The following is a 10,557-nucleotide window of genomic DNA, read 5'->3' as shown; positions in this document are numbered from 1 at the left end:
TATAGCGCGCGAAAAAAATTGATACCGATTTGAATAAAAATTGATACCGCGAAAAAATTAAAGGGAAATAACATTTGATACCGGATTGTCGCTACTTACTTCAGTATCAAAAAAGGTTGTTAGGGAAGTAGTCGCTGGATTCACACTGTTTTTGTGACCGTGACTCTTCCTGAGCAAGGGCTTCTATATCGAAATAGTCTTGGGCCACAACAATCTCATCAACTCTGAGTGCATCATTGTTAAATTCAGCCAAAGCGCTACAGGCGTCTCGAAGTAAGGCCGTGCGTTCAATGAAGCCCAGATCAACCGAAACGTCTGTAGCTGTGTAAGTCATACCAGAAACACCCACTACAGACATAGTGAGCGTATGCTCCTCTTCATAAATCGTCATAATTTTATCCTCTAAATACTCGCCACGCCGTTCCGTTCCACTTTGCTTTAACTGTGGTGAACGTCATAGAAGGTGTGTGGGAAAAGGATTGGGAACCATTAACCAACACAGTTGAGGTTACGCATGCAAACGTAACGGCACCAGTACCAACAAGTGTAAATTCAATTTCCTGCCCTGAGACAAGGCTGGTCGAGGGTAATAAAACTGAAAATGCATTACTGTTATTAAGCTCATAGCATGCAGTAGACAAGGCAGCTACAGACCCTGATGCCATGGAACCATAGGTACTCCCTCCCCTGATTCTGAAACCGTACGGCGTCAGCGCCGAAGGATAAACTGAAGAGCCTGGGTATCGCCAGAGTATAGAATGTTGAGTATTGGACCCGTTGAATAAGAAGCCAGTCGGAGATGAGGTTGATTCCTTAAAGGCTGCCTCATCAGCTGGTCCACCGACGCCATCAGATGCAACAAAGGCCCCCCATTTTGCCCCTTGTGAAAAAAAACCAGCCATCCATCTTGCAGAAGGACCACCTGCGCGTGACAAAAATGATGTATTGCAGCCATATGCTGACTGAGGCAAAACAACCGCATCAATACAGTTAACTTCATTGCTCATAGGAACAGCATTATTCACCATGCCCAGCTCCATGAGTGCTGCCTTTGAAGCCTTACAGGACGGATCCATAAACAGGTTCATGTTTAGAACCCAGATTTTATCCTCAATGTTAACGTAGAGACCCACGCCATCTTCAGGCGTGACGACGGTATCACCGTCAATTGCCCATTCGTCAACATAAACAAAACCCTCATGCTTATCCGTGACTATTGCCCAGCAGCGAGGGGTGTGGTTGGTTCTTACAACGTCGCCAACTTTAATATTTTCGTAGGTTTGAATGGATGATGGCTTAAAGCTATTAGCCGTGTATGTTGCTGTTGAGACAACCTCCCATTCTTCAAAAGTTGCACTACGATTATCAAAATACGCGCTCGCACCATCCATTGAATTATATTTTGCAATATCACGAGCACGAGACACGCCTGTAATCTGAGGGTTAAAAGTACCGGCACCAGACTGATTCATGCGCACAGACAGGCCAACGGCATTTCGCCTTACGCCTCTGGTTCGTTTTCCGAGAAATAAACCACCATAATGCAGCAGATCTTTACCAGGAACGACCGACTGCTCATCAAAAATTTGCTTATCCTCTACAGGATTTCTTCCAAGATAAGAAAGGGTTGCACCTATATCTTCAACAGCGCCGAGGCGAGAGAGAACTTTATAGACATCATTATATTTATAACCTAAAAGAGTTGCTCCATCCGGCTTTGCAACATCTTTTCTGAAAAGGTCTGATACTGATTTTATCGCTTGAGATAACTGGTCAAACCTGGCTTTATCTGGAGCCTCACCGGCTAGCTCCAGAATGGCCAATAACTCAGCTTGAACAATATTGAACCAGTCAGCCCCTGGCCAGCTTATTCCACCTTGTTCGACACTCTCGCCAAACCAGCGTGGTGAAACAGACTGTGTTTGTTTAGGTTCAGGCATCTCGGGGACGCCACTTGTATTATCAAGATGGTACATGACGCCTCCTTATGGCTTCTGGGGCCAGGCGATATCGGCGCTGGCGGTATCAATACGGCTCAGGGAAAGGCGATATTCCTGCCATTTCGCCAGCATCACGGCTTCTTCGTCAGTCGCCTGACCGCTGTCGGCCGCATAGGTCAGCACGGCGATTTGCTGCGACGCCTCGGCCAGCAACTCGGCCTTGCGGGCCTCAGCCTGCTCCTGCAGATATTCAGCCTCCAGCGCGAGGTTCTTCACCCAGGCAGAGCCATCCCACTCGTCGAACTGGCCCGGAATCAGCCGCGTATAGCCGTCAGGAACCGGGCCAAGCTCGATGATCGTGGACGCCTCTTTGGTTGAGGTGTTCCAGACCGTAAGCCCGCGCAGGTCCTTCACGTAGACCCATTCCGTCCCGTTCCAGCGGGTCACAAACGTCGGCTTGGTCTCCGGCGGCTCGACAAACGTGCAGCCTGCCGGAAGCGTGAACCATGCGCTGGTGACGATGTGCTTAGTGCCGTCGCTCTCGTAGAACGCACTGCCGGTTTTATCCTCTACCTGCAGCCACTGGCCATCGGCGAACTGCAGGACGTGTCCTGGCTCCGCAGCCGGTGGCTCTGACGTAATAGCCCAGTCCGGCAGCGCCTCGCTCAGGGACGATATAACGAACCCGGAGCCGTGCTCGTCCCAGTAGCGCTGGCCGCGAATATCATCGACGTACTGCCACTGGCCATCGGTGAAAATACCCGTCTGGCCCTGCGCGGGCTCACAGGGCAAATGGGTGGTACTGGCAGGTAGCCCGGTGCCCGCCGGGATAGTCATAAATACGGAGCCGATATAAACGCCGTCGGCATCGTACTGATAAATCCAGAGCGCCTGCGGGCTTTGAGAAAATTCGAATGACATTACGCTAACCTCACAATTGCGTTAAACGCGATATTCCTGACGGTGTTTTCACTGTTGCCGAAGTTATTAACCGTGACCGCGTGGCCGTGGGGGCCGATATAAACCGTGTGGGCATGAGGGCCGATATAAACCGTGTGAACATGATTACCCGCATCCTGCATCGTGGCTGCATTCCACAGTCCCTCCATCGCAGCAATGCGATATTCAGTCGTAGGATTAACATCATCCGAGTCGCCGGTGCTGCCGAGGTTGTCTATATCGCTGGACCGGGCCCCCAGTTTATTAAACCGGGCATCATTAACGTGGTTATGCTGGCCGTTCTGGCTGGTCTGCTTCGTGCCCAAATCGGTATTAGCGGTGCTGGCGGTGCCCAGGTCGGTCGATGCGACGCTGGCGCTGTGCGCGTGGGACTTCACGCCGTCGGCCTCCAGCGACAGTAGCGCGCGGCCCGTCGCGGGCAGAAACTTGATGGTCTGGCCGCGCATGTCCGGGATGATGCCGGACGGGTAAGCCTGCGCCAGGCGCGGATATGCAGCCTTATCGAACGACTGGCCCAGCGCCAGCGCAAAGCCGGTCGGCGCAGTCGCGCCCGGCCACGGAAGCGGTATGCCGGGCGGCAGCATATAGTCGGAGGAAAACATGCGGATAGCCTGGGCGAACTGGTCCATTTTTGATTTAACCGGCGTGATATTTGCCAGCCTCAGGACGTTCATCATTTCCATCTGAATAATATTGAACCAGTCCGCGCCGGGATAACTCGGCGCAATACCGTCACCGCCTTCGGTGAAATAACGCGGCTCGGTAAATAAGACCTGATGGACCGGCGGCAAATCCGGCACGGAGGAATCATTATCCAGGTAATACATAATCAGACCTCATATAGAAAATCGTAGGCGTGCCCGGCCAGGCGGTAGCGCCGCAGAAAGCATTCCAGTATTTGCGCCTGCAGGCTTACCAGTGGCGTCAGGACGTTGCTGATGCTGCGAAAGCGGATCATCGGCATGTCGGTGACCGTCACCTGCAGGAGATAGCGGTACTTGTGACCGTATATCGGGTACATGATGTTGCGCAGGACGTGATGCGGCAGGATCTCCGTCACCTCGATAGTGAAACCGAGCGCGTCATAGACCGCCTGCTCAATCTGCCAGGTGGCCAGCCCACCCTTGCGGTGGTACTTCTCCACCACGGCGTCGCGGCGGCGCTCAAAGCCATCAGGGATGGCGTTACAGTCCGGCAGGCCGAGGTAGTCTTCCCAGTCGGCCAGCAGCAGGTCGGTGGTCTCCGGGCGCATCTCTGGCATCAGCAGGTCGGCGTTCGCCTCGGCGTAGTGCAGCCTGGCGCTAAAGCCGCGCAGCAGCGATATCAGCGCAGCCGTCTGTTCGCGCGGCCACGCCTTACCGCGCGGCATCAGCTGCTGCAGAACCTGGTGCCAGTCGTCTACACGATGCGCCATGTGACCGCTCCCAGCGTCAGCAGCTCGTAGTTCTGGCTGCTCTGGTTGTTAGTGATATCCAGCTCGTAGTCGGTGACGCCGGTGGCAGAACCGATGGCCGTGCGGATAGCAGACAGCAGCAGCGTATCGCCCGGCGACAGCGAGCGGAACAGCGCCTGCAGGCTGAGCATGACCGCAGAGCGGATGGCGGCGGTGTCCGGGATGACCCGGATAGTGAGCGGTACGGGCTTCAGCGTCAGGGGGATGGGCCAGACCTCAATACCGCCTGGCTTGCCGACCCACGTACCGGTGGCCGGGTCCTGGTGGCGGTAGAGGTAGGAGAGCATCGACTCGCGGTCCGTCCCGGTCGGGATGATGTCGTCGCGGTGGTCATAGACCCACGCCAGGCCGACGGTGCCCCGACCGTGCCAGTTATCGAACGCCCAGGCGCGGCTGATGCCCGGCAGCTCCGTGGCCCAGAGCACGTAATCATGCAGCGCGCCGCCGGTGGGCGGGTTGCGCTTGCGGTACAGCAGGCGGGTCAGCAGCTCGGGAACGGACTCGACGTCCGCGCCGCCGGAGATACCGGCAGCGGCCACCACGCCGTCGCTGTTCACTCCGGGGATCGGAGAGATGAGCGTCAGGACGTCGCCCGCCGTCAGGTTGCCGCTGAGGCCGGTTTCGTCGGCCTGCACCAGCACGGTGATTTTGCCTGCAGACGGATCGTTGGTCGCGGTGACGTGGTAGCGCACGCCATCCTGCGTCTGCATCTCAGTATCGAGCGGCAGCGGGCGGGTGCCGGTGAAGGTGACCGGGCCGTTTGCGAACGACGCAGCCTTGCGGATGACGCCCTCGTAGCGGGCGGTATCAATGATGGTCTCGTCGGCGGACTCTTCCGTCGGGATTATCTGGTTTTTAATCCAGGTCTGATAATCGTAGAGGTCGCGTAGAGCGCCGCTAAAAGCAATGTTTAACGCGCGTTCAACGCCGACAATCGGCAGCTCCTGGTCCAGCTCAATTTCAAGGTCCTGAATCCCGGCGCGAATAATCTGGCGCAACGTCGGGACGCTAAATGTTGCCATTTTCAATCGCCTCCCAGCGTTTCTTTATTTCAACGGTTAATTCGGTTTTATCCGGGCGGGTGAGAATAATCGTCAGGCCGAGGACATACATGCGGGGAATGGTCGCTATGACCTGCGCATTTCGCGCGTATCCGTTGCGTAATAGCGGCTGCATGGCAAGGCGGGCGTAATTCTCAGCGCGCAGCCGCACCTCTTCGGTGAGCTTTTCACGGTCAAGCAGCCAGAGCTTTGAGCCCCATTCAAAATCACTGTAAGAATTACCGCACCAGCCGCGACGGTCGTCAGTGCCGTCGGGAATAATATCGCTGGTATCCGCCCGCGCATCGGTAAACAGGCAGATATACACTAAAGAAACAAGGCCCTCGTCAAACGAAAGGCCATTGTGTTCAATCTCTATATCCGCGCCTGCGGGCAGGTGCCAGTTTAGTCTGATGGTCATGATGGCGGCTTCGTAACGGACCCCGTTTCCGGATGAACATGACCCAAAAAAGACTTTCCGCTAACGGTAATATCGTCGCTGAATGACGTCGGGCCGGTGACAGTAATTTGCTTACTGATAATTTCACAGCTCTCGTCGGCAACCAGATTTACCTTTTTCCCTGTTATTTCGATAACGCCATCTTTCAGCAGGCGAATAATATGACCTTCCTGATGATAAATACAGACGTCGCCTTCTTCCGCGTTCTGCGGCCTAAGACTTTTATTCTCTACGGCGATGGCCACCATACCGTCGCGGCGACCGCCGACGGCCAGGACAATAGCCTCTGACCCGACCGGCGGATGGCTGGAAAACCCGTAGTTCTGGAAACGCTCGACGTCGTCGTTAGTCTCGTCGGCCAGCGACTGCAGCTGCAGGTTCTGGCGACCCAGGCTGTCCTTAACCATGCGGACCAGAGCGCGGTCAACCACCAGGCGCATACGCCGCCCGAGCGCCGCCAGCTGCCCCGGAATGTTTACGTTCTTCAGTCCCATGTTGCCCCCACGGTGGTTGTCGATTTCTTCTTGCCTTTCGCCTTCGCTTTCTGTGACGGCATGTCGAGAGAGTCCGGCGGCACCAGGGAGAGAACGGTCAGACGGCCCTGGTCGCCCTCCATAAACGACACGGTCTTAATCAGCCAGGTAACGTCGAGCTGCTGGATTGCGTCGGTGATTTTCACCAGCCGGTTCGTCTGCCAGAGCGGGCCGCTGACGCCGTTCTCCCGCCAGCCCGCTACGGTGATTTCGGTCGTGGTGCCTTCGCCCTGCATCCGGGTCTTGTACCACTCCCCGCGTGCGCTGGCGCCGCCGACCGTCAGGCTGTCTTCATTGACCAGAATCTTCGGGCGGTAGCGCGTTATTTCCGGGTCGCTGACGATGGTCTGACGCCCGCCAATCATCTTCACCGGCTGGCTGTCCCAGGTGTCGCCGCCTGCGCTGACGGAGCCCTTGACGATGTACTGGCTCGCGCGCTCGCGCCAGCTGAAGCGCCCGCGTGCCGCGAGGATATTCTCACCCAGCACCAGCGAGACACCGGCGCGCTGCGACGACGCGCGGGTGATGACCAGGCGACCGTGGGCGTCAGAGGTCACCAGAACGCCGCGCTGCTTTGCCAGCCGGTCGAGCAGTTCAAAGCCGGTTTCGCCCTGTTCAAGCGTGATGCTGCCGAACGCCTCGCCGGTGTCGGTCTCGTTAATCACCTCGATGCCGTAGGGCCTGCAGATGGTCGCCGCCAGCGCCTCGAGCGTCTGGCCCTTCCACTGCCCGGACTTATCGACGACCGAGCTGTCCACCAGGTCGCCGGTCTTGTCACGTCCCATCACGCGCAGGGAGACGTTGTCAGCGTCGTAGCTCGGGATGAAGTCGTCGATGTACCCGGTCATGACCCGGTCGCTGCCGATGGCGACCGTGCACGCCTGACCCGGCCTGATGGTGCGGGGCGCGGCCTCAGACCAGCGGGCAGTGACGGTCAGGTCGAACTCACCGGCGATGGACTCCAGCGAGCGGTTAATGGTCATGTCGGTCCAGCCGCCCCAGACCTGGCCGCCAACGTTCAGGGTCACTTCTTCAGTCATTGCTGATGATCTCGATGGTCTGTGCCGGGGTGATAAAGGCGGGATAGCGCAGGCGGTTGCGGGTGACCAGCTCGTCGCGGTTTTCCGCATCACCGGTCTCACGGTAGGCAAGGAGCATCACCGGCACCGTGCGGGCAGGCGTCACGCGGCGCAGCTCCGGGAGCTGGATGCTGCGGATGCGCACGTCGTTGACTACCGCAAAGCGCAGGTCGCGCAGGGAGCGCCACAGCTCGCGCAGGCCGTTTTCCACGGAGTCGGTGGCCATCTCGCCGAGCTGCTCCGCCAGCTGGTCGCCGGTGGTACGCGCGTCCTGGCCAGTCTCGAAGTCGGCGACGGCCACAACCTCGGCCTGTGCAACGAGCGTGGAGACGATCACCAGGCGGCGGAAGTCTTCAATATTGACCTCCATAGCCGCCGTGGTCTCGGGCGTCGAAGCGGGAGTCACGCTGCTGGCGAAGCCGGTGTCCGGGTCAACGATGATGTTATCCACCAGGGACTTCTTCGCCGCTTTGGCAGCGCGGTCGCCTTTCCACTTGTCGCGCAGCTGGTCGTACACGCGCAGGGCGAACGGCGGCTCAGAGACCAGGTCCTTCATGTCGCTGATGAGGTCGGTGATATCCCGGACCATCTCGCCCGGCGCGGCGGCAACGATGCCCGCCATGTCCTTGAAGCGGTTCAGGCGGTCCATCCATTCGCTCAGCGCATCCGGCAGGCTCGGCAGGCTGGTAACAAAGCCCTCCATGTCTTCCAGCAGGGTGTCCACCATGCTGCCCACGCCATCCAGCGCCGCAAACCAGTCGCCGTTAGCCATCGCCTCCTTGACGCGGTCTGCCGCGCTGAGCGCCTTGGCGCTGGTATCTTCCGCGCCGGAGGGAAAGAGCTGCTCGCCCGCCTCGTAGACCTCAAACGAGATGTAGGCGACGCCGCCTTCCTCGGTGGACAGCCGGTGCGTAACGCGGCCCGCCTGCACCTTCTGCACGCCGAACCAGGGATGCACCAGCTCACCGGGGCCGGGCGTGTTCAGCGCCGCCAGCAGGCGGTTCATCTGGTCGATGTAGTCACTGCCGAGCAGTACGGCGTTAATCTGCTGCTGCGTCAGCACCGCGCCGTGGTCTTCCGTCCAGCCCACTTCCTTTTTGGGGTACGCGTGCGGGATGGCGCGGCGTCCGCCAGCGCCCTCCACGTCGCGGAAAAAGAACGGGACGCCCCGGAACGAGGCGTCGCGCAGGTCTTCCCATCGGGTTTTTGCCATCAGTTCTGCTCCACGCTGGAGACGCCGGACGACGCGCTCATGGTCACCCCGGGCGTGTTCACCTTGACGCGGTTGACCTGCACCCGGTCATCCTTAACCACCACCTCGATATTGCCCTGCAGCTGCTGGGGCAGGAACGGGTAGCCTGACTGGCTCTGAGGCTGTGACGCGGCCCACGGGCGAGGGTCGGTAATCTGCGGGTCGCTGCCGATGGAGTTAAACCAGTTCGTCAGAGACTCCCACTTCCTGGCCATGTACTGGCGGTTGCGCTGGCTCTGGCTGGCAAAGTCGCGGTCCTCCGGCGAGGCGCTGTTGTCGGCAGCCGTCTGCCTGGTCAGATCGTCGATGCGTCCCGGTAATTTGTACTGGGTTTCCAGCTCGTCATACAGCGCCAGCGCACCGACGACGGGAGCAGCAACCTTACCCACGCCGCGAAAGACCTTAGCCATGCGCCCCGCGCCAGCACCGGCCCCGGCACCTGCGCCACCAGGTCCGCCCGGCAGGTTACCGGCTCCGCCCATACCGCCCGCGCCCATGTTCACCACATAGACCGGCATCACGCCGGAGCCAAAGACGTCGGCAACGCTTTTGGGAATGCCTTTACCTTTGCCGACGCCGAAGAGATCGAGCGCGCCCTTGCCGAACTGGAATGCTTTGCGGGCAGCGATGATTCCACCTACGGCAAGGGTGATTTTTTTCCCTACATCCAGCCAGTTTTGCACCGTCTTCTGGTCAACTGAGTTAATGGCATCTGCCAGCTCCTGTACAGGGCCAGCAAGGTTGCCGTTAGCAAACTTTTTCCAGGTGGTGTTCAGGGCTGACATTGCTGACGTAAAATCTTGGGCAGCATATGCCGCGTCCTTCAGGATCCCCTGCCCATCGGCTACCACACCGTTATAGCGCTTCAGGTTCTCAGCACCTTTCCCGGAGGTCACGCTGCTCAACAATAAGATACTGTCCTGATTGAACCCGGCCCCCAGCAGGCGATCATTCTGGGTTGCAGCGCCTTTATTGCCAGACTTTTGTGCTATCTGCTGCATAAGTAACGGCAGCGACTGAATTCTTCCATCTTTGCCGAAAACGTTAATGCCATTGCGGCGCAGCTCTTTCACTACCTTGGGGAGCTGAAGGTCACGGATTAAATTTTCGACTGCTGTCGATGCTGTCGCTCTATCGCCCGTGGCATCAATAGCACTCTCCATGGCAACACCAACGTCTTTGATACCTTTCACCCCAATGCCACCGGCAGCTGAATACATAGAAAATGCACGGATACCGCGCTCGGCAATATCCTTCAGTTCGAATGCGCCTTCTTTACCGAGCTGATTCAGCGTATCCATTGCCTTCAACGTGTCTTTTTCATCACTGACATTAAACTTCTGAAACTGAGCAAACAAAGCACCTATGCTTTCACCGTCTGCACCGGATGCGGCAATTGATGGGGCGATGATATTGCGATTCTTAAAGCCAAAATCAATATCACCAGTTACCGTTCCGACCTTTTCGATTGCGCTTACTACTTCACTATCATCAACACGGAACTTGATAGCAGAGTCTTGCATCCCCTCAAACATACCGGCCATTTCTTTACGGCTTTTCTCGGCGGCCAGGCCCATACGCGTAATGCGCCGGTCTGTTTCGGCAAAATTCTTCAACATCGCACCGCCCGCAAAACCGGCAATCATGGTGGTGTAGCGGTTACCCAGCATGTCCAGTCCGCGACCTGCAGCCGCCGTCGTTGCCTTAACCACGTTCATCGCCCGCTCATTGCGGCGGGCGAACTCGGACATATTGGCACCGTACTGGCGGGCTTTGGCGGTCAGGTTCCCCGCCAGGTTGATGAGAATCTCAGTTGTGAGGCGGTTTGCCATGTTGCTTC

Annotated in this window: 11 protein-coding genes; all 11 read right to left on the bottom strand. The window is 57.7% G+C overall.

Annotation, left to right across the window (positions count from 1 at the left end):
* Positions 1 to 106: 106 nt before the first annotated feature.
* From ENGE1_RS24220 to ENGE1_RS24170, 11 genes are read right to left on the bottom strand one after another with little or no spacing between them, the layout of a single operon-like run.
* On the bottom strand, positions 107 to 391 hold the full coding sequence (locus tag ENGE1_RS24220; RefSeq protein WP_064360848.1) for a hypothetical protein: 285 nt from the start codon (positions 389 to 391) through the stop codon (positions 107 to 109).
* A 4-nt stretch (positions 392 to 395) separates the two neighbouring features.
* The gene (locus ENGE1_RS29325; RefSeq protein ID WP_255265526.1) at positions 396 to 1,976 is read right to left on the bottom strand and encodes a hypothetical protein; all 1,581 of its coding nucleotides are present in this window, start codon (positions 1,974 to 1,976) and stop codon (positions 396 to 398) included.
* 9 nt (positions 1,977 to 1,985) lie between these two features.
* A complete protein-coding gene (locus ENGE1_RS24210) occupies positions 1,986 to 2,861 on the bottom strand; it encodes a tail fiber assembly protein (protein WP_064360846.1) in 876 nt (291 codons plus the stop codon).
* Entirely contained in the window at positions 2,861 to 3,727 is an 867-nt protein-coding gene (locus tag ENGE1_RS24205) for a phage tail protein (protein ID WP_064360845.1), read from the bottom strand. Before ENGE1_RS24205 ends, ENGE1_RS24210 begins: the two co-directional genes overlap by 1 nt.
* Before the next feature lie 2 nt (positions 3,728 to 3,729).
* Positions 3,730 to 4,314, bottom strand: coding sequence for a YmfQ family protein (locus tag ENGE1_RS24200; protein ID WP_064360844.1), 585 nt, complete (start codon positions 4,312 to 4,314; stop codon positions 3,730 to 3,732).
* Positions 4,299 to 5,375 carry a baseplate J/gp47 family protein gene (locus ENGE1_RS24195; protein ID WP_064360843.1) on the bottom strand — a complete coding sequence of 359 codons (1,077 nt, stop codon included), beginning with the start codon at positions 5,373 to 5,375 and terminating at the stop codon, positions 4,299 to 4,301. The genes ENGE1_RS24200 and ENGE1_RS24195 overlap by 16 nt, the downstream gene beginning before the upstream one ends.
* Positions 5,362 to 5,814 (bottom strand): phage GP46 family protein, encoded by a 453-nt coding sequence (locus ENGE1_RS24190; protein WP_064360842.1) that lies wholly within the window; start codon positions 5,812 to 5,814, stop codon positions 5,362 to 5,364. Before ENGE1_RS24190 ends, ENGE1_RS24195 begins: the two co-directional genes overlap by 14 nt.
* Complete coding sequence (locus ENGE1_RS24185) at positions 5,811 to 6,347, bottom strand: phage baseplate assembly protein V (RefSeq protein WP_064360841.1); 537 nt, start codon at positions 6,345 to 6,347, stop codon at positions 5,811 to 5,813. Before ENGE1_RS24185 ends, ENGE1_RS24190 begins: the two co-directional genes overlap by 4 nt.
* Positions 6,338 to 7,426, bottom strand: coding sequence for a phage baseplate assembly protein (locus ENGE1_RS24180; protein WP_064360840.1), 1,089 nt, complete (start codon positions 7,424 to 7,426; stop codon positions 6,338 to 6,340). Before ENGE1_RS24180 ends, ENGE1_RS24185 begins: the two co-directional genes overlap by 10 nt.
* Entirely contained in the window at positions 7,419 to 8,678 is a 1,260-nt protein-coding gene (locus tag ENGE1_RS24175; RefSeq protein WP_064360839.1) for a DNA circularization protein, read from the bottom strand. Before ENGE1_RS24175 ends, ENGE1_RS24180 begins: the two co-directional genes overlap by 8 nt.
* Positions 8,678 to 10,549 (bottom strand): phage tail tape measure protein, encoded by a 1,872-nt coding sequence (locus ENGE1_RS24170; protein ID WP_064360838.1) that lies wholly within the window; start codon positions 10,547 to 10,549, stop codon positions 8,678 to 8,680. Before ENGE1_RS24170 ends, ENGE1_RS24175 begins: the two co-directional genes overlap by 1 nt.
* Between the last annotated feature and the right edge of the window lie 8 nt (positions 10,550 to 10,557).

Source organism: Pluralibacter gergoviae ATCC 33028 = NBRC 105706, from assembly GCF_001598855.1.
GTDB lineage: Bacteria > Pseudomonadota > Gammaproteobacteria > Enterobacterales > Enterobacteriaceae > Pluralibacter > Pluralibacter gergoviae.
The sequence above is the reverse complement of the archived record's forward strand: the minus strand, read 5'-3'. Positions and strand labels throughout refer to the sequence as shown.

Bases quoted from the DNA above. Each gene is read 5' to 3' on its own strand.
- ENGE1_RS24220 (WP_064360848.1), bottom strand. From the start codon at position 391: ATGACGATTTATGAAGAGGAGCATACGCTCACTATGTCTGTAGTGGGT.
- ENGE1_RS29325 (WP_255265526.1), bottom strand. From the start codon at position 1,976: ATGTACCATCTTGATAATACAAGTGGCGTCCCCGAGATGCCTGAACCT.
- ENGE1_RS24210 (WP_064360846.1), bottom strand. From the start codon at position 2,861: ATGTCATTCGAATTTTCTCAAAGCCCGCAGGCGCTCTGGATTTATCAG.
- ENGE1_RS24205 (WP_064360845.1), bottom strand. From the start codon at position 3,727: ATGTATTACCTGGATAATGATTCCTCCGTGCCGGATTTGCCGCCGGTC.
- ENGE1_RS24200 (WP_064360844.1), bottom strand. From the start codon at position 4,314: ATGGCGCATCGTGTAGACGACTGGCACCAGGTTCTGCAGCAGCTGATG.
- ENGE1_RS24195 (WP_064360843.1), bottom strand. From the start codon at position 5,375: ATGGCAACATTTAGCGTCCCGACGTTGCGCCAGATTATTCGCGCCGGG.
- ENGE1_RS24190 (WP_064360842.1), bottom strand. From the start codon at position 5,814: ATGACCATCAGACTAAACTGGCACCTGCCCGCAGGCGCGGATATAGAG.
- ENGE1_RS24185 (WP_064360841.1), bottom strand. From the start codon at position 6,347: ATGGGACTGAAGAACGTAAACATTCCGGGGCAGCTGGCGGCGCTCGGG.
- ENGE1_RS24180 (WP_064360840.1), bottom strand. From the start codon at position 7,426: ATGACTGAAGAAGTGACCCTGAACGTTGGCGGCCAGGTCTGGGGCGGC.
- ENGE1_RS24175 (WP_064360839.1), bottom strand. From the start codon at position 8,678: ATGGCAAAAACCCGATGGGAAGACCTGCGCGACGCCTCGTTCCGGGGC.
- ENGE1_RS24170 (WP_064360838.1), bottom strand. From the start codon at position 10,549: ATGGCAAACCGCCTCACAACTGAGATTCTCATCAACCTGGCGGGGAAC.